The 17,319-nt window shown below is 56.3% G+C and carries 16 protein-coding genes; 3 read left to right on the forward strand and 13 right to left on the reverse strand.

Annotated elements, in window-relative coordinates; genetic code table 11:
* Positions 1–35: 35 nt before the first annotated feature.
* The 3 genes from cgtA to rplU all read right to left on the reverse strand — a co-directional run bounded on the left by cgtA (position 36) and on the right by rplU (position 1,982).
* Positions 36–1,211, reverse strand: a complete 1,176-nt coding sequence (gene cgtA, locus ACZYTD_RS12795) for an Obg family GTPase CgtA (RefSeq protein ID WP_463892556.1) — start codon at positions 1,209–1,211, stop codon at positions 36–38.
* Between the two features lie 183 nt (positions 1,212–1,394).
* The gene (gene rpmA / locus ACZYTD_RS12800; RefSeq protein ID WP_463892559.1) at positions 1,395–1,652 is read right to left on the reverse strand and encodes a 50S ribosomal protein L27; all 258 of its coding nucleotides are present in this window, start codon (positions 1,650–1,652) and stop codon (positions 1,395–1,397) included.
* Positions 1,653–1,670: 18 nt separating this feature from the next.
* Complete coding sequence (gene rplU, locus ACZYTD_RS12805) at positions 1,671–1,982, reverse strand: 50S ribosomal protein L21 (RefSeq protein ID WP_463892561.1); 312 nt, start codon at positions 1,980–1,982, stop codon at positions 1,671–1,673.
* A gap of 242 nt (positions 1,983–2,224) precedes the next feature.
* On the opposite strand from rplU, the gene ispB reads away from it, so the two are divergent.
* Entirely contained in the window at positions 2,225–3,196 is a 972-nt protein-coding gene (ispB, locus tag ACZYTD_RS12810) for an octaprenyl diphosphate synthase (protein WP_463892563.1), read from the forward strand.
* 98 nt (positions 3,197–3,294) lie between these two features.
* On the opposite strand, the gene ACZYTD_RS12815 is transcribed toward ispB, so the two are convergent.
* From ACZYTD_RS12815 to ACZYTD_RS12860, 10 genes are all read right to left on the reverse strand, one after another.
* A complete protein-coding gene (locus ACZYTD_RS12815) occupies positions 3,295–4,593 on the reverse strand; it encodes an adenylosuccinate synthase (RefSeq protein ID WP_463892565.1) in 1,299 nt (432 codons plus the stop codon).
* A 369-nt stretch (positions 4,594–4,962) separates the two neighbouring features.
* Positions 4,963–5,853 carry a protease modulator HflC gene (gene hflC / locus ACZYTD_RS12820; RefSeq protein WP_463892566.1) on the reverse strand — a complete coding sequence of 297 codons (891 nt, stop codon included), beginning with the start codon at positions 5,851–5,853 and terminating at the stop codon, positions 4,963–4,965.
* A gap of 3 nt (positions 5,854–5,856) precedes the next feature.
* Positions 5,857–7,020, reverse strand: a complete 1,164-nt coding sequence (hflK, locus tag ACZYTD_RS12825) for an FtsH protease activity modulator HflK (RefSeq protein ID WP_463892568.1) — start codon at positions 7,018–7,020, stop codon at positions 5,857–5,859.
* A 44-nt stretch (positions 7,021–7,064) separates the two neighbouring features.
* Positions 7,065–8,351 (reverse strand): ribosome rescue GTPase HflX, encoded by a 1,287-nt coding sequence (gene hflX / locus ACZYTD_RS12830; RefSeq protein WP_463892570.1) that lies wholly within the window; start codon positions 8,349–8,351, stop codon positions 7,065–7,067.
* 85 nt (positions 8,352–8,436) lie between these two features.
* A complete protein-coding gene (gene hfq / locus ACZYTD_RS12835; RefSeq protein WP_463892571.1) occupies positions 8,437–8,697 on the reverse strand; it encodes an RNA chaperone Hfq in 261 nt (86 codons plus the stop codon).
* A gap of 42 nt (positions 8,698–8,739) precedes the next feature.
* Positions 8,740–9,672, reverse strand: a complete 933-nt coding sequence (miaA, locus tag ACZYTD_RS12840; protein ID WP_463892662.1) for a tRNA (adenosine(37)-N6)-dimethylallyltransferase MiaA — start codon at positions 9,670–9,672, stop codon at positions 8,740–8,742.
* Between the two features lie 19 nt (positions 9,673–9,691).
* The gene (gene mutL, locus ACZYTD_RS12845; RefSeq protein ID WP_463892573.1) at positions 9,692–11,551 is read right to left on the reverse strand and encodes a DNA mismatch repair endonuclease MutL; all 1,860 of its coding nucleotides are present in this window, start codon (positions 11,549–11,551) and stop codon (positions 9,692–9,694) included.
* A gap of 2 nt (positions 11,552–11,553) precedes the next feature.
* Positions 11,554–13,197, reverse strand: a complete 1,644-nt coding sequence (locus ACZYTD_RS12850; protein ID WP_463892575.1) for an N-acetylmuramoyl-L-alanine amidase — start codon at positions 13,195–13,197, stop codon at positions 11,554–11,556.
* A gap of 74 nt (positions 13,198–13,271) precedes the next feature.
* Positions 13,272–13,739, reverse strand: a complete 468-nt coding sequence (gene tsaE / locus ACZYTD_RS12855; protein WP_463892576.1) for a tRNA (adenosine(37)-N6)-threonylcarbamoyltransferase complex ATPase subunit type 1 TsaE — start codon at positions 13,737–13,739, stop codon at positions 13,272–13,274.
* A 4-nt stretch (positions 13,740–13,743) separates the two neighbouring features.
* On the reverse strand, positions 13,744–15,270 hold the full coding sequence (locus tag ACZYTD_RS12860; protein WP_463892577.1) for an NAD(P)H-hydrate dehydratase: 1,527 nt from the start codon (positions 15,268–15,270) through the stop codon (positions 13,744–13,746).
* Between ACZYTD_RS12860 and queG the strand changes: the two genes are divergently transcribed.
* Both queG and ppgK read left to right on the forward strand, forming a co-directional pair.
* The gene (gene queG, locus ACZYTD_RS12865; RefSeq protein ID WP_463892579.1) at positions 15,269–16,399 is read left to right on the forward strand and encodes a tRNA epoxyqueuosine(34) reductase QueG; all 1,131 of its coding nucleotides are present in this window, start codon (positions 15,269–15,271) and stop codon (positions 16,397–16,399) included. The genes ACZYTD_RS12860 and queG overlap by 2 nt on opposite strands.
* A 16-nt stretch (positions 16,400–16,415) precedes the next feature.
* Positions 16,416–17,174 (forward strand): polyphosphate--glucose phosphotransferase, encoded by a 759-nt coding sequence (gene ppgK / locus ACZYTD_RS12870; RefSeq protein ID WP_463892581.1) that lies wholly within the window; start codon positions 16,416–16,418, stop codon positions 17,172–17,174.
* Positions 17,175–17,319: the final 145 nt, after the last annotated feature.

The following is a 17,319-nucleotide window of genomic DNA, read 5'->3' on the forward strand; positions in this document are numbered from 1 at the left end:
CCCCTTCGACACGAGGTGGCGAAGGGGCCAAGGATTTAACGGGTGTAGATGACCTCTACATCGTAGTCATCTTCGTCCCAATCATCATCGTCATCGTCATCGGCCAGCTCATCGTCGGCCACCTGGGCCAACTGCTCCTTGTGGTAATCATCCCACTTGAACTCGACGCGCTCAGGCTTCTGGGCCTCCAGCTCGCTGGGCTTGGGCATGCTATCCAATAGAGTCTGAATATCATAGCAGATGGGGCCAGTGCCCTGTTTATCAAAGGCCGAGATGCGGTAGACCGGGCCTTCCCAAGCCATCTCCCTCACCACGCGCTCTATGATGGCATCGGCCTCTTCTTCCAGCACCAGATCCAGTTTGTTGAACACCAACCAGCGCGGCTTGGCGGCCAGCTCAGGATTGTATTTTTCCAACTCATGAATGATGGTCGTGGCATTGACGGCTGGATCCGACTCATCGACTGGCAGTATGTCCACCAGATGCAGCAAGACACGGCAACGCTCCAGATGCTTGAGGAAGCGGATCCCCAGGCCAGCGCCATCGGCCGCCCCTTCGATAAGACCAGGAATATCGGCCACCACAAAGGACTTACCCGTAGACATCCGCACCACGCCCAGGTTTGGAACCAGAGTGGTGAAAGGATAATCGGCAACCTTGGGACGGGCCGCAGAAACCGCGCGGATGAAGGTAGACTTGCCCGCATTGGGCAACCCCAGCAGACCCACGTCAGCCAGCAGCAGCAGCTCCATGCGCAGATTGCGCTGCTCACCCGGTGTACCCATGGTCTTTTGACGAGGGGCGCGATTCACCGAGCTCTTGAAGCGGGTATTACCCAGGCCATGAAACCCGCCCTTGGCCACCATCAGCTTCTGACCATGCTTGGTCAGATCGCCCAAGACTTCGCCAGTATCTTCATCGGTAGAGCGGGTTCCCACTGGTACCTTGAGTACCAGATCTTTGCCGCGTGCACCGGTACAGTTGGCGCCCCGACCATTCTCTCCCCGCTCCGCAGCATGGAAACGCTCAAAGCGGAAGTCGATCAGGGTGTTGAGGTTTTCATCCGCCAACAGATAGACATCGCCACCGTCGCCACCATCACCACCGTCCGGGCCACCATTAGGAATGTACTTTTCACGGCGAAAGCTGACACAGCCATTCCCGCCATCACCCGCCTCGATACGGACCTGAACTTCATCAACAAATTTCATAGTGTTACAACTCCAGTCACCCTGATCGAACATCATGGTGCAATTATAGAGATCAGGAACGGTTTCAGCGATGAGCTGGGATTGCTCGGCTGGCAGACACCACTCGGCATCCTACCTGTCATTAACCGCATAAAAACAAAAGGCCCTGCCATAGGGCAGGGCCTTTCGAGCCGTCAGCGTAAATTATTCAGCAACTATGCTGACAAACTTACGATTATTCGGACCTTTAACTTCGAATTTGACCTTGCCTTCCGCCTTTGCAAACAAGGTGTGGTCTTTGCCACAACCTACGTTTTCACCAGCGTGGAACTTGGTGCCACGTTGACGGATGATGATGCTACCCGCCAGAACGTTTTCACCACCGAAGCGCTTCACGCCCAGGCGTTTGGCTTGGGAATCGCGACCGTTGCGGGAAGAACCGCCAGCCTTTTTATGTGCCATTTGATGGACTCCTCAGAATTAAGCGGTGATGCCAGTGATTTTAACTTCAGTGAACCACTGACGGTGGCCCATCTCTTTACGATGATGCTTACGACGGCGGAACTTGACGATTTTGACCTTATCGCCGCGGCCGTGAGCCACAACTTCAGCCAGAACTTTACCGCCGGCAACATAAGGTGCGCCAACTTTCACTTCTTCGCCTTGGGCAACCATCAGAACCTTATCGAATTCTACGGTAACACCGGTTTCGGCTTCCAGCTTCTCCAGGCGAATCACCTGACCTTCAGCTACACGGTGTTGCTTGCCGCCACTTAGGATAACAGCGTACATGTTTAAACTCCGAATTGGCACCCGTTCTGCCGCGCAGACGGTGCACAAAAAACTAGATGACAATGGGCGCGCATTCTACGCAACTTCACCCGAGCAGGCAAGGGTCATTTCAGTAAAAGATCATTTTGTGATCACCACTGACTCCTGGCAGCAAGCACTGCAAAGGTTTAACAATTAATGTAGAATTCTATCTACGACTTCCGGCTGGCCCGAGCCCCCTTCAGGACGCAGTATCGATAGCTATGGATCAACACGCAATTCGCGCCCTCTCCGCCGATGATATGCAGGCGGTGAATTCGCTCATCCTACAGCGCCTTCAATCTGATGTAGCCCTCATCAACCAAATTGGCGTCTATATAGTCAATGGTGGCGGCAAGCGTATGCGTCCCCTGCTGGCCATACTAGCGGCTCGCGCTCTGGGCTATCAAGGTGACCAGCATATCAAGCTGGCGGCCATCATAGAGTTCATCCATACCGCCACTCTGCTGCATGACGACGTAGTCGATGAATCCGAGCTGCGCCGTGGCCGGGATACCGCTAACTCCCTGTTCGGTAATGCGGCCAGCGTTCTGGTTGGTGATTTCCTGCATACTCGCTCGTTTCAGATGATGGCCGAATTGGGCAACCTGCGCATCCTGGAGATCCTGGCCGAAACCACCAATGTCATCGCCGAAGGGGAAGTCATGCAGTTGATGAACTGCAATGACCCCGAGACGACAGAAGAGAGCTATTTTCAGGTCATCTACTGTAAAACCGCCAAGCTATTCGAAGCCGCCACACGCTTAAGCGCCGTGTTGTGTGCCGCTACACCGCAGATGGAACAAGCGCTGCAAGAATATGGTCGTTATCTTGGAACCGCCTTCCAGATTATTGATGACGTGATGGATTACACCTCAGCCAGCGCTGAGATGGGTAAAAACGTCGGTGATGACCTTGCCGAGGGTAAACCCACCCTCCCCCTCATCTATGCCATGCGGCAAGCCAGCACAGCCCAACGCGCACTGCTTACCGACGCCATAGTAGAGCGTAATGGGCTAGCGCATTTGGATGCCATTCTCACCATTCTGCGTGAGACTGGGGCCATAGAGTACAGCCAGATGCGAGCCCAGGAAGAGGCCGCTAAGGCCAAGAGCGCCCTCGCCTGCCTGCCGGATAACCCTTATCGCCGCGCGCTATGCGAACTTGCGGATAGTGCGGTATCGCGCTCAAACTAGGAGTGCGCACTGCGTTGTCATCAGCGGCCCAGCATTTGCCTCTCTCAATAAAAAAAGCCGGTTTTTAAACCGGCTTTTTTTGTTCCACTGCCCACACCTTAGTCGGCGAAGGGATGACGCAATATCATGGTTTCGTCACGATCAGGCCCGGTGGAGATGATATCAACCGGAATACCCGTGATCGCCTCGATACGCTTGATATAGTCACGAGCGGCTTGTGGCAATGCCTCGACACTGGTAGCGCCAAAGGTATTTTCACTCCAGCCAGGCATGCTTTCGTATACCGGCTCAACCAGCTCATAATCATCCGCCGCCATCGGTGGCACGTCACGGATGGAACCATCCGGGAACTTGTAACCGGTGCAGATCTTGACGGTTTCCAGGCCATCCAATACATCCAACTTGGTCAGGCAGAAGCCGGAAACCGAGTTGACCTGAATCGCGCGCTTCATGGCAACGGCATCAAACCAGCCACAACGACGCTTACGACCCGTGGTAGCACCAAATTCATGCCCCTTGATCCCCAGACGTTCACCAATCTCATCGTGTAACTCGGTGGGGAACGGACCCGCGCCGACACGCGTGGTATACGCCTTGGCGATGCCCAACACGTAGTCAACAAACCGGGGGCCGAAACCTGAACCCGTTGCCACACCACCCGCGGTAGTGTTGGAGGAGGTCACATAGGGATAGGTACCATGGTCTATGTCCAGCAGAGTGCCTTGGGCCCCTTCAAACATCAGACGGTCACCACGTAGGCGAGCCTTATCCAGCAGGTCAGTCACATCCACTACCATGGAGGTGAGCAACTCGGCATAGCCTTGGGCCTCAGCCAGTACCGCCTCGTAAGAGACAGCCTCGACACCATAATACTTAGTCAGCTGGAAGTTGTGGAACTCCATCACTTCCTTAAGCTTGTCGGCGAAGGTGGCCATATTGAACAGATCACCCACACGCAGACCGCGACGAGCCACCTTGTCTTCATAAGCCGGGCCAATGCCACGTCCTGTAGTGCCAATCGCCTTGGCGCCACGCGCCTTTTCCCGCGCCTGATCGAGGGCAACATGGTAAGGCAAAATGAGAGGGCAGGCTTCACTCAGCAGCAAGCGCTCACGCACCGGCACACCACGAGCTTCCAGCTCTTTCATCTCTTTGATCAACGCATCCGGTGCCAAAACGACACCATTAGCAATGATACACTTACAGTTGTCACGCAGGATCCCGGAGGGGATAAGGTGGAGAACGGTCTTATCACCGTCGATGACCAGGGTATGACCCGCATTGTGGCCGCCCTGATAGCGAATTACATACTGTGCTTTGTCGGTCAACAGATCGACAATTTTGCCTTTACCTTCGTCACCCCATTGGGTGCCCAAGATTACGACGCTCTGTCCCATCTTCATTGTCTACAGTGTGGTTAAAAAAGGATTCTATCAAAGTTTGAGCTGCGTCGGAATCGTCTTATGGTCGTTTCCTGCCCACTCAAACCGAGGAAGATGCGTGGCCATCCATGCCGGCAGATCGTATACAGCAATACGAGCGCAGACACAACCGGATGACCTGCAATTCGGCCGCTGCAGACTTGGGAACCAGGCGCCAAGGCAGCATAAATAGTTACTCAGGCGGGATAAGATAGGGATATCTCACAGCCTAAACGCTAGCTGCACAGAGAAAAACCACAATTTCAAGCCATGGCATGGTTAATCGCTCGAAATAGCAAGGGCCTGCATGGCAGGCCCTTGGTCAGCTGGGTGCATAGTGTTGGGTCATTTAACCCGATCACGCCCACCTTGTTTAAAGTAACGGAAAAACTCATCGTCCGGATTGAGAACCATGATGTCGCCACCACTGCTGAAGCTGTTCCGGTAAGCATCCATACTGCGCAAGAAGGCAAAGAACTCGGGATCCTTCTTGTAGGTCTCAGCATAGATGTGGCTCGCTTCGGCGTCGCCCTCCCCGCGCAGTTGACGGGACTTACGCTCGGCATCAGCCAGCATGACGGTCACCCGACGATCGATATCGGCTCGGATAAACTCGGCCTTCTCCCGCCCCTGTGAGCGGTGCTCACGCGCCACGGCATCACGCTGAGCACGCATACGACGGTAGATGGAGTTGGAGACTTCCAGTGGCAGGTTGATCTGCTTGATGCGCACATCCACCACCTTGATCCCCAGCTCTGAGGAGCTAGCCATCTTCTTCAAGGCATCTTCCATCACCTCGGTGCGTTCACCAGAGACAATATCCTTGATGGTACGGCCACCAATTTCCGAACGCAGACCGTTATTGATCTTACGTTTGAGCAACGACTCGGCTTGTGCGCGATTGCCACCACCAGTCGCCAGGAAGAACTTGGCAAAGTCCTCGATGCGCCACTTCACATAGGAGTCGATGATGAGATCTTTTTTCTCGGCCGTGACAAAGCGATCGGCCTGACCATCCATGGTCTGGATGCGAGCATCCAGTTTGCGGACTTCATCGATGAGTGGCCACTTCAGATGCAAGCCGGGTTGATAGACGATAGGCAGCGTCGAATCTGACTGCCGTTTCACCTTACCAAACTGCACCACTATACCCACCAGACCCTCATCAATGACGAAGACAGAGGAGGAGCCCAACAGCAGCAATAATGCCATGATACCCAATACAATCTTTTTCATCGCTTAGTATCTCCCCCCGCTGCGATCACTGTTCCGTAGTGGAGTACTGGCCTGTCCCATGGTTTCAGGAGAGAGGTCTCCGACATTGTGCGGCATAGGGCTCTGTGGCTGAGCCACAGGCGCAACAGCCTGGGACTTCTGGTTACCCTCAGTCGGCGTCAATTTGTCCAACGGCAGATAGATCATGCTATTGGCCCCCTGAGGTAGATCGACCAGCACCTTGTTATTCTTGCTGTAGACCTCTTCCATGGTTTCCAAATAGATACGCTGACGCGTCAAATCCGGTGCCGAGTGATATTGCGGCAACAGCTCATTGAAGCGCGCCACCTCACCCGTTGCCTTGAGCACCACCTGCTCCTTATAGCCTTGCGCCTCTTCGGTCAGACGCTGCACCTGGCCGCGCGCCTTAGGCTCCACTTCCCGAGCATAGGCTTCCGCCTCGCTGATGAAGCGCTGTTCATCTTCCTGGGCCGAGATAGCGTCATCAAACGCATCCTTCACCTCTTCTGGCGGACGAGCCGGCAGGAAGTTCACATCCACCACCACTATGCCCATGTCATAGGGGTCGATAACCTGCTCCAGCACCTGCCAGGTATCTTGGCGCACCTTCTCGCGACCACGGGTCAACACCTCATCCATAGTGGTATGGCCCACTACGTAACGCAGGGCACTGTCGGTCGCCTGGCTCAGACTGTCGTCGGCGTTGGTGACGCTAAACAGATACTTGCGTGGATCAGCCACCCGGTACTGCACGTCCATCTCGACCTTCACCACATTCTCATCTTCGGTCAGCATGAAACCAGCCGCAGGTAAGGAGCGCACTGACTCTACATCGACCGGGATAACCTGATCGATAAAGGTCGCCTTCCAGCGTAAACCAGGCTCCACACTTTGGTAGAATTTACCAAAGCGCAACACCACGCCACGTTCGGCTTCTTTGATGGTATAAAAGCCGCTGATCACCCAGGCGACGAGCGCCACCATGACAACAAGGGTGATCCCCAATCCGCTGACATCGCCACCTGGACGACGACCGCCTGTCAAACCCGAGAGTTTTTGCAGCAGATTTCGCAACACCTTATCCAGATCGGGAGGAGTTTGCTTCTTGCCACTATTCCCCCATGGATCTCGGTCTTTCCCACTATTTCCGGGCTCGTTCCAAGCCATTGGCGTCTCCACTCTTTTGTTGTTTCACAAACTGTATCAAGCTATTAAGCCACAATAAAGGCTACCAGCGCCTCACCTTCCTGCTTCAACAGACGATTCCAGTCGCTCTGTGGCAGTCGAACTTCGAGCATCAACTCCCCATCCTCAGAGAAACTCTCTGACCTGATGGCCTTCATTTGATAAAACAGACTGCGCAGTCGACCCGAGTCAACCGGCAAGCGTAATGTGTGCTGAGCTATGCCCGGTAACAGCAACTCAGTGATTGCATCCAGCAACAACTGACAACCATCGCCGCTCAAGGCTGACAACCAGACAGCCTTGGGCTTGCCCTCATCATCCCGTTCGATACGGGGTTGAGCATCAGGCACGGCATCCAGTTTATTGAATACCTGCAGTTGGGGCAGATCATCGGCTTCAATCTCTGCCAGTACCGATTGAACTTGGGCCATGTTGTCTTCCATGCGCTCATCGGCACAGTCGATCACATGCAATTGCAGATCGGCTTCTCGCGTCTCTTGGAGTGTCGCCTTGAAGGCTGCCACCAGATCGTGGGGCAGGTGACGAATAAAACCCACTGTATCGGCCATAATCACTGAACCTACATCCGGCAACGTAATTCGGCGCAGGGTAGGATCGAGTGTGGCAAAGAGTTGATCGGCCGCATAGACGGTAGAGTTGGTCAGTCGATTGAACAGGGTTGACTTGCCGGCATTGGTATAGCCGACCAGCGAGACTACCGGGATTTCATTGCGCATCCGGGCTCGGCGCCCCTGCTCCCGCTGCTTAGCCACCTTATCCAGGCGCCGCAGGATATTGGTGATGCGTTCGCGGATCAGACGACGATCGGTCTCCAGCTGAGTTTCACCCGGACCACGTAGACCTATCCCCCCCTTCTGCCGCTCAAGGTGAGTCCAGCCACGAACCAGACGTGAAGACATATGGCGCAACTGGGCAAGCTCAACCTGCAATTTGCCTTCATGAGTGCGCGCCCGCTGAGCAAAGATATCCAGGATTAGGGTGGTGCGATCCAGCACTCGGCACTCGAACAGAAGCTCCAGATTACGCTCCTGAGCCGGGGTCAAGGCGTGGTTGAAAATCACCAGATCGGCGCCCAGCCGCTTGACCTCACAGGCTATCTCATCAGCTTTACCTGTTCCGACAAAAAATTTGGGTTGCGGCGTTGCGCGGCGGCAAGTGATAACAGACAGGGCATTCGCACCGGCAGAACTTGCTAACATCTGCAATTCTGCCAGGTCTTCGCGTGCGCCTTCATCCGTGAAATCGACGTGAACCAGAATGGCCTGTTCGCCAGCTTCATAACGGTCAAACAAGCAAAAACTCCTTATGCAGAGGCAGGAGGCGCCTCAGCCGAGAGAAAACAGCAATCAGGGCGAACGTGTACCGGCCAAGCAGCCATCACTCTTCAGCTTGCTCTTCCACAGCAGAACCACCCGCAGTGTGCTGATGATGGGGAACGGCGCGGGCAGGGACGACGGTGGAGATCGCATGTTTATACACCATCTGGCTAACCGTGTTTTTCAACAGGATAACAAACTGGTCAAAAGACTCGATCTGCCCCTGTAATTTGATGCCATTCACCAGATAGATAGAAACCGGGATCCTCTCGCGACGCAAAGCGTTCAAAAACGGATCCTGAAGTGATTGCCCCTTAGCCATGGTTCTAATCCTTATATTTTGTTGTACTTAATTATTGCCTTCTTATAAAGAGGCGTCCCGATTATAGCCTGCTCCCCCACAGGAACCAACGTCACGCAAGACGATATGGATATTATCCCGCCCGGCACTCTGTAGCCAAGTCACAGGGTAAGACCAGCTACGTAACCAGGTCATCTGTCGTTTAGCCAGTTGGCATGTGGCAACAATTCCACGATAGCGCATCTGTGCATAGTCGAGCGAGCCAGTCAGATAATCCCACATCTGACGATAACCTACACACCGGATCGAAGGCAAAGAGGGATTCAGATCACCTCTTGCTAGCAATGAATGCACTTCATCTGCCAACCCTTGCGCCAACATAGCATCAAAACGCAGGGCAATCCGCTCCCGCAACTGCTCTCGGTCACTGGGCGCGATGGCATACTGCAGGGTACGATAGGGCAATGGCTCACCCTGTTGTTGGGTTAACTCGGTTAAAGTTTTACCTGAAATCCGGAAAACTTCCAACGCACGCGACAGCCGCTGAGGATCGTTGGGGTGGATCCTGGCTCCGGCCACAGGATCAAGCTGGCACAGCTCCTGGTGCAGACTCAACCAACCACGACTCGCCGCCTCCTGCTCTATCTCAGCCCGGATCGCAGGATCCGCTTCAGGTAGGGGTGATAACCCCTCCAGCAACGCCTTGAAATAGAGCATGGTGCCGCCCACCAGCAAGGGAATACGCCCTTGGGCCGAGATCGCCGCCATCTCGGCCAGGGCATCCCGGCGGAAATCGGCGGCCGAGTAGGCTTCGGCAGGATCGAGAATGTCGATCAGACGATGAGGGGCCTGCGCCAGCTCGGCGGGCGAAGGCTTAGCCGTACCGATATCCATGCCCCGATAGATCAGGGCCGAGTCCACACTGATGATGTCGCAAGGCAGATGACGCACCAACTCCAGGGCTAGAGCCGTCTTGCCCGATGCCGTTGGTCCCATCAGAAAAATAGCCAGAGGCTCAGGCTTCACGTAACAACTCCTCAATCGCGGAAGAAAACCCCACCGCCCGGCTAATACCTGCGTCAAGCAGCTGTTCCGGTTGCTCAAGCAGCAAATTGGCCAGCAGTGCCCCCGCCGTCACCAATGAGTACTCCCCACTGCCAACGGCCAGATGTGCCAACCAGGCACACACAACCCGCCCCGTCAGATCCGTATCGGTCTGCGACCCGAGTTCCAGTAATTCAACAAAGGTGTTCACCAGATTGGTGTTGCGCATGGCGACAGGAACCCGGTAAAGCATGATGTTATCACCACTGGCCGCTTTCCATTCCACGCCCAGATGGGCCAACCATTCACTGGCGGCGGTTAATTGCACTCGTAAGGCGGATGGCAGGGAAATTAGAATAGGCATCAGCAGCGGCTGGGATGTCAGCACCCCCTGCTGCCACTGCCGCATCAGACGATGGCTCTGCAACCCGATTTCGGCCACCCTAAGATGCAACAATCGATATTCCACAGCGCGCTGGATCAAGGCCACGGCAGGATGCGGCAAACTCAGCAATCGCCAGCTCTGCTCTGACTCGGCCGGACTCGCCACCGCTAAGTTGTTATTACCACTTACCGGCTGCGGTGTGGCGGCAGGCAGAGTGGTCAGCAGGCTCTGCATCCCCTGCCAGGCGGCAGCAGATATCTCGCGGCTGGCCAGATGGGACGGCGTCGTTGCGCCACGCTGGTAGCCATGCTCCCGAGGTGCCATGCCATGACCAGAATAGGCACCTGGGTGTTCATGAATCTGGCGAGGGGCGGGGGCAGGATCCTGACACTGTACCGCCACCCCATCGCTCATAGGCACATGGCTCTCAGCCAACGAGGCGCAGAGCCCAGCACTCAAGGCCTCACGCACTACCCGGACGATGAAATCATGGACAAGACGTGACTCGTGAAATCGCACCTCATGCTTGGCCGGATGCACATTCACATCCACCTGTCGCGGATCCAGGGTGAGGTAGAGCACATAGGAGGGAGAACACTCCACGCCCAACGCTTCCAAATAGCCCTGCCGGATAGCATGGTTGATGAGCTTGTCGCGCATCATGCGGCCATTAACGTAACAGTATTGGATCTCGGGCGTGGTGTCGGTCTGCTCACTAGGGGGTAATAACCAGCCCGACAGCGCCAGCCCCAGATGCTCACTGGCCAAGCTCATGGCCCGAGACAAGAAAGGCGAGCCGCAGGCTGCCGCGACTCGACGCTGACGCTCTTCTACCGAATGGGCGGCGCGATATTGTCGTACCAGCTTGCCATTATGCTTGAGGGTAAAATTGACATCAAAACGGCTCAGCGCCAGACGCCGCAGCAACTCATCTATGTGGCTGAATTCGGTCTTTTCGCTACGCAGAAATTTACGCCTGGCTGGCATATTGAAGAAGAGATCGATGACATCAAGCGTAGTGCCAACGGGGTGCGCAGCAGGCCGTAACGCTACCGCCATGTCTCGCCCTTCGGCGCTGGCCTGCCAGGCTTCGCCTTGGGCAGCTGGGCGTGAAGTCAGCATCAAACGCGAAACCGAGCTGATGGACGCAAGCGCCTCACCGCGAAAGCCCAGGCTGGCAATGGACTCCAGGTCCTCTATGGTGCTGACTTTGGAGGTGGCATGGCGGGAGAGCGCCAATGCCAGTTCATCCTTGGGAATACCCGAGCCATTGTCGCGGATACGAATGAGCTTACTGCCCCCCTTCTCCAACTCGATCTCTATCCGGTCAGCACCGGCATCTAGGCTGTTTTCCACCAGCTCCTTCACCACAGAGGCCGGACGCTCCACCACCTCTCCGGCGGCGATCTGATTCGCCAAGATTGGCGGTAAGATACGAATAGGCATGGCTAGCTGGTCGGGATGTAGAGGACCTGACCGATCCGCAATACATCGCTGTTCAAGCTATTGTGACTCTTGAGCTTCTGCTTGCTCACGCCATAACGCTGGGCCAATACAGAGAGACTCTCGCCTGTCTTGACCACATGGCGCCGCGATCCCACCCCTGTAGCGGCCGTCTGTTGGCTGCTGGCGCTGGCCGGCTGGCTAGCCAACCGTGAGCCGGCTGGTGGATTATCGGCATAGTAACCCTTCATGCCAGTAAATATCGCCTTGGCAAGTTGGCTCTGGTAGCTGCGGGAGGCCAGCAACTTCTCCTCTTGGGCATTGGAGATGAAGCCGGTTTCGATCAGCAGGGAGGGAATATCCGGAGCCTTGAGTACCGCCAAACTGGCGTGTACTGGCTTGTTCTTGTGCAGACGCGCCACGCGCCCAATCTGCCCCAGCACATTCTCCCCTATGCTGTAGCCCTCACTACGGGAATTATCCCACGAGAGATCCAATATAGTCTGCGCCAGATAGGGATTGGGTTCAGCCTCGGCAATCACCTTGCCCGCACCGCCCAACAGCTGGGTATGTTTGTCCTGCTGCCCCAATAACTTGTTCATCTCACGATCGACACGCTTGTTGGAGAGGATCCAGACCGAGGCGCCACGCGCCGAACCGTTGTCCACGCTGTCGGCATGAATCGAGACCAGAAGCTGGGCCTGGTGTCGACGCGCAATCTCCGAGCGCGCATCCAGATCAACAAAATGGTCGCCGGTACGGGTCATCACGGCACGCATCCCCGGCTGACGATTGATCATGGCACTAAGCTCCCGCGCCACAGCCAAGGTAACGTTTTTTTCATAGGTACCATTCTGACCTATGGCCCCAGGATCCTTACCACCGTGCCCGGCATCAATGGCTATCACCACGGTTCCACTCCCCCCTTGAGCAACAGGAGCCAGCGATGCCGGAGCCCTCATGGGTGCCGATGAGGATTGAGAATCCGCACTTTCCGATTGATAGGGCTTGATGCGGCTATCACTCCCGGACTTTGTGCCTGATGTCTTGGTCGAAGAGGTTGAGATACTATTCTGGACTTGTCCGCCTGAAGTCACCGCAGCAGGACGCACTTGAGTCGATAACGTCTCCTCCTTGATCTGCACATCGCCCGAGTTACGGATAGCCGGTTCATCACTGATGGCCATGATGCGTCCGGATACCGGCTTAGCCGAGCGTGATGAAGTAGAGAGCGGCTTGCCAACCGAACTCACCACAGGAGCCACCGATGTCATGCTCGCCACGGCAACGTTCTGACGCCCCGTCGAGCTGGAACCCGTCGACGCTCTGACAGGCGCCCCATAGTGACTAAGATCGATGACCAGACGGTGACCATACTGTTGTTGCGGGCGCAGGGTGAATACGGTTGGCTTGGTGCTCTGCGCGAGGTCAAAAACCAAACGCAACCCACCCGGTACGGGAGGGGCGGCTCGGCGCACCGACTTGATCACTGGCCCCAGATTACGCTGCAACTCAGGGTTACTCATGACTGCGGTGATCGACTTGAGATCAACCACCAGCTGTGCAGAGCCCTCTGCCAACGTATAGCTGAACTCTGGCTTCTCCGTCATATCGAAGACGATACGGGTCTTTTCAGCATTCGGAGCCACACGTAGCCCTTTGAGCTGATTTGCCCAAAGTGATTGCGCCATCAAACAGAGGCAGATAGAAATAAGGATACGTTTCACGACGACGACAACACGCTCAAAATAGCTTCACCCTTGGGAGTGCAGCCACGAATAGAAACCTCGCGCCGCTCCCCCACATAATTTAGTCTGATATCCAGATCAGGTTGAGGTAACCAGCCCTCTCCCTTCTCCGGCCATTCTACCAAGCACAGACAATCGGCACCAAAATAGTCACGAATGCCCATAAACTCCAGCTCTTCCGGATCGGCCAGGCGATAAAGATCAAAATGGTATACCTGCCATTTAGCTAGTTCGTAAGCTTCAACTAGCGTATAGGTCGGACTTTTCACCCGACCTGGATGACCCAAGGCTTGTACAAAGCCGCGCGTCAGCGTGGTCTTGCCCGCGCCCAGCTCGCCATGTAAGAAGAAAGTCACCGCACATTGGCAAGCGTGGGCCAGACGTTTTCCCAAGGCCAAGGTCGCCGACTCATCGACTAAAATTTCTGTAAACTCGTTTGTCATTTCATTATCCCACCGGATTTACCAGCCGACGAATAAAGGGCAGCAGATCTGCCGCTAACATACCACGCTCCCCCTCAACCGCCGCACAGTCCCCTGCCTCGCCATGTATACAGACACCCAGCTGCGCCGCGGTAATAGGAGCATAGCCCTGAGCCCAAAGTGCGGCAATGATACCAGATAACAGATCCCCCATGCCGCCACTGGCCATGCCTGGATTACCCTCTTGGGCTAACCAGCATCCCGACTCATCGGCAATCAGGGTGCCAGCCCCCTTGAGCACCACCACGCCCCCATACTGCTGCTGCAAACGACGCACTGCGGCGAAACGGTCAGACTCGATCCTGGCCGTGGAGCACGCCAACAAGCGAGCGGCCTCGCCCGGGTGGGGGGTCAGAATCCAATTATCCCGCTTGGCGGGCATTTCAGCCAGCAGGTTCAAACCATCGGCATCCAGCAACAGCGGGCCTGGCAAGGCCAGTTGTTGTTGCCAGAGCAGACGAGCCCAGGGCGATTGGCCCAAGCCGGGCCCCAAAACCCGCACCGAGGCCCATTGCGCCTGGGCACGGGCCGCGGCTGGCTCAGACTCCGGCGCCGTTAACATAAGTTCGGCTCGTCCTACCCCCACGGCCAGATGATGGCTCGCATGAGTCAACACCTTGACCAACCCGGCACCGCTACGCAACGCCGCCTCGGCAGCAAGACGGATGGCTCCTGGCATGCCTTCTCCCCCGCCTATCAATAATACCCGGCCGGCCATGCCCTTGTGAGCCGAGCGCGGCCTGGGGTGCAACTGGTTTTGCAGTTGGGGGTAATCGATGCGCCAGGCGGCGGGCTGTTCGGTAGCCCAGATGGCGGCGCCATTCAACTCGGATGCAGCGGTGAGCGGGGCTAATTGCAGTAACCCCACATGATCCGGTGCCGCCCCCGTCAGTAGACCCGTTTTCAGACCCATGAAGGTCAACGTCACCTGGGCATTGACCACAGGCCCAAGCCTACGCCCGCTATCGGCATGCAGACCACTGGGCAGATCGGCGCTGAGCACGGGCACCCCTAGTCGATTGATGGCCTCAATCCACTCTACAACGTCACCTTGCAACTCACGATCCGGACCTATGCCAAGCAGCGCATCGACCACGACCTGAGGTCGACTCTCGGCATCGGGAGCCAGAGGCCACGCGCCCTCGACCGCCCCAAGCATCAACCACTGACGACGAGCCTCTGCCGCCTCGGTTCCCGGATTGGGCTCACCCAAGGCGAGCACTCTCACCTGCAGACCAGCCGCCACAGCTAGGCGGGCCAAGACATAACCATCGCCCCCATTATTGCCCCGACCACAGACGATCCAGAGGCGTTGGGCCTGGGGCCAATGCTGTTGCAGACTCGCCAGCAGAGCAGCGCCGGCTCGCTCCATCAGACAATAGAGGTCACACTCCAGATGGTTAGCCAGTAGCGACTCGGCCCGCCGTATCTGCTCTGTGCGCCAGAGAGCTTGTGGTAAAATGGATTGCGGTTCATCGGCAAGGGTAATCATGACATCCCAACAACTTGAGAAATTGGCCCACGATATCAAGCAATGGGGCCGGGAGCTAGGTTTTGACCAGGTTGGTATCACAGGGATTGATCTGGCCGAAGAAGAGCCTCGTCTGCAAGCCTGGCTGGCCGCTGGCTACCACGGCGAGATGGAGTACATGGCGCGACATGGGCTACTGCGCGCCCGTCCGGCCGAGCTACAACCGGGCACTCAGGCCGTCATCTCGGTACGCATGAATTATCTTCCCCCTGCCGCCGGTATCGCCCATACCCTGCAAGCGAGCAAGCTGGGCTATATCAGCCGCTATGCCTTGGGCCGTGATTACCACAAGGTATTGCGTCAACGGCTGAAACAGTTGGCAGAGAAGGTCCAGGCAGCGGTCGGCCACTATGGTTTCCGCCCTTTTGTGGACTCAGCCCCGCTGCTGGAGCGTCCCCTGGCGGCCAAAGCCGGGCTCGGCTGGATTGGCAAGCATTCTCTGCTGCTCAACCAGCAGGCGGGTTCATTCTTCTTCCTCGGTGAACTCCTGGTCGACCTGCCACTGCCCGCCGATGAGGCCATAGCGGGCGACTGTGGCCACTGTGTGGCCTGTATGACTATCTGCCCAACCGGCGCCATAGTTGCCCCCTACACGGTCGATGCCCGGCGCTGTATCTCCTATCTCACCATCGAATATGGTGGGGCAATTCCACTCGAACTCCGCCCGCTACTGGGTAACCGCATCTATGGCTGTGATGATTGCCAGCTCATCTGCCCCTGGAACCGCTACGCCGCCAGTAGCCAGGAGCGAGACTTTCACTCCAGGTCTAGCCTGCAAGCCCCAGAACTCTTGGCACTCTGGTGCTGGGATGAGGTGCAATTTCTCAAGGAGACCGAAGGTAGCGCCATTCGCCGCATTGGTTTTGAAAAATGGCAACGCAATCTTGCGGTAGCCTTGGGCAACGCGCCATACTGCAGCACCATTGTCGATAGCCTCCGACAGAGTTCTGGCAATGTATCCCTGCTGGTACAGGAGCACCTGGAATGGGCCATCACGCAACAGGAAGCGAAGCGGGCGAGCACTCCCCGCAATAACAAAACGGAACGCTTGATCCGCTGCATCAACAAAGGCATGCCCGATCACGCTTGAAGGAGAAGACCCGTCTATGATGATTCTTGGTGTAGATATTGGTGGTTCCGGTATCAAGGGGGCCGTGGTCGATACCGAGAGCGGTCTGCTCATCGGTGAACGCCATCGCATCGCCACACCCCAACCCGCCACCCCGGAAGCCATGGCCCAGACGCTGAAGCAGCTGGTAGCCTACTTCGACTGGAAAGGCCCCATAGGCTGTGGCTTTCCAGCGACCATCCACCATGGCGTTGCCTTCAGTGCGGCCAATATCGATGCCAGCTGGATCAACACCAATGTGCAGGAGCTATTTTCGCATGTTACCGGGCGCCCCTGTTTCATCCTCAACGATGCCGATGCGGCGGGTATGGCCGAGATGCGCTTCGGTCAGGGACAGAATCGTGATGGCGTGGTGATGCTGATCACCATAGGCACAGGTCTGGGCAGCGCCATCTTCGTCAACGGTCAACTGCACCCCAATACCGAACTGGGCCATTTGAAGATGAAGGGGCGTATCGCCGAGCACTACTGCTCCGATGCAGTACGGCAGCGGGAAGATCTAAGCTGGGGCAAGTGGGGACGCCGCTTCAACCGCTATCTGCAACGTCTGGAATTTCTCTTCAACCCGGATCTCTTCATCTTAGGCGGTGGCAGTGCTCAACGCTTCGACCGCTTTATCGAGGAGTTACATCTGCGCACCCCTGTGGTACCGGCCCAGAGTCTGAACCAGGCAGGGATCATAGGGGCCGCCCTCTATGCCGAAGAGCAACTTGATAAGCAGCAAGCGGCTCAGTAACCGCCAGAGCCAATAGCAGAACCGGGCCCGGAGCCCGGTTTTTTTATATGGCTCAGCCCAAGGGAAAACCGCAGATAGCACAAAGGCCGGCCAGGGCCAGCTTGAAAATAATTAACAGATAGTGATGAAGCTGATGAGAGATGAA

Source organism: Pseudaeromonas sp. HNCC25DJ180 (genome assembly GCF_055413345.1).

Bases quoted from the DNA above. Each gene is read 5' to 3' on its own strand.
- cgtA (WP_463892556.1), bottom strand. From the start codon at position 1,211: ATGAAATTTGTTGATGAAGTTCAGGTCCGTATCGAGGCGGGTGATGGC.
- rpmA (WP_463892559.1), bottom strand. From the start codon at position 1,652: ATGGCACATAAAAAGGCTGGCGGTTCTTCCCGCAACGGTCGCGATTCC.
- rplU (WP_463892561.1), bottom strand. From the start codon at position 1,982: ATGTACGCTGTTATCCTAAGTGGCGGCAAGCAACACCGTGTAGCTGAA.
- ispB (WP_463892563.1), top strand. From the start codon at position 2,225: ATGGATCAACACGCAATTCGCGCCCTCTCCGCCGATGATATGCAGGCG.
- ACZYTD_RS12815 (WP_463892565.1), bottom strand. From the start codon at position 4,593: ATGGGACAGAGCGTCGTAATCTTGGGCACCCAATGGGGTGACGAAGGT.
- hflC (WP_463892566.1), bottom strand. From the start codon at position 5,853: ATGAAAAAGATTGTATTGGGTATCATGGCATTATTGCTGCTGTTGGGC.
- hflK (WP_463892568.1), bottom strand. From the start codon at position 7,020: ATGGCTTGGAACGAGCCCGGAAATAGTGGGAAAGACCGAGATCCATGG.
- hfq (WP_463892571.1), bottom strand. From the start codon at position 8,697: ATGGCTAAGGGGCAATCACTTCAGGATCCGTTTTTGAACGCTTTGCGT.
- miaA (WP_463892662.1), bottom strand. From the start codon at position 9,672: ATGGGACCAACGGCATCGGGCAAGACGGCTCTAGCCCTGGAGTTGGTG.
- mutL (WP_463892573.1), bottom strand. From the start codon at position 11,551: ATGCCTATTCGTATCTTACCGCCAATCTTGGCGAATCAGATCGCCGCC.
- tsaE (WP_463892576.1), bottom strand. From the start codon at position 13,739: ATGACAAACGAGTTTACAGAAATTTTAGTCGATGAGTCGGCGACCTTG.
- queG (WP_463892579.1), top strand. From the start codon at position 15,269: ATGACATCCCAACAACTTGAGAAATTGGCCCACGATATCAAGCAATGG.
- ACZYTD_RS12860 (WP_463892577.1), bottom strand. From the start codon at position 15,270: ATGATTACCCTTGCCGATGAACCGCAATCCATTTTACCACAAGCTCTC.
- ppgK (WP_463892581.1), top strand. From the start codon at position 16,416: ATGATGATTCTTGGTGTAGATATTGGTGGTTCCGGTATCAAGGGGGCC.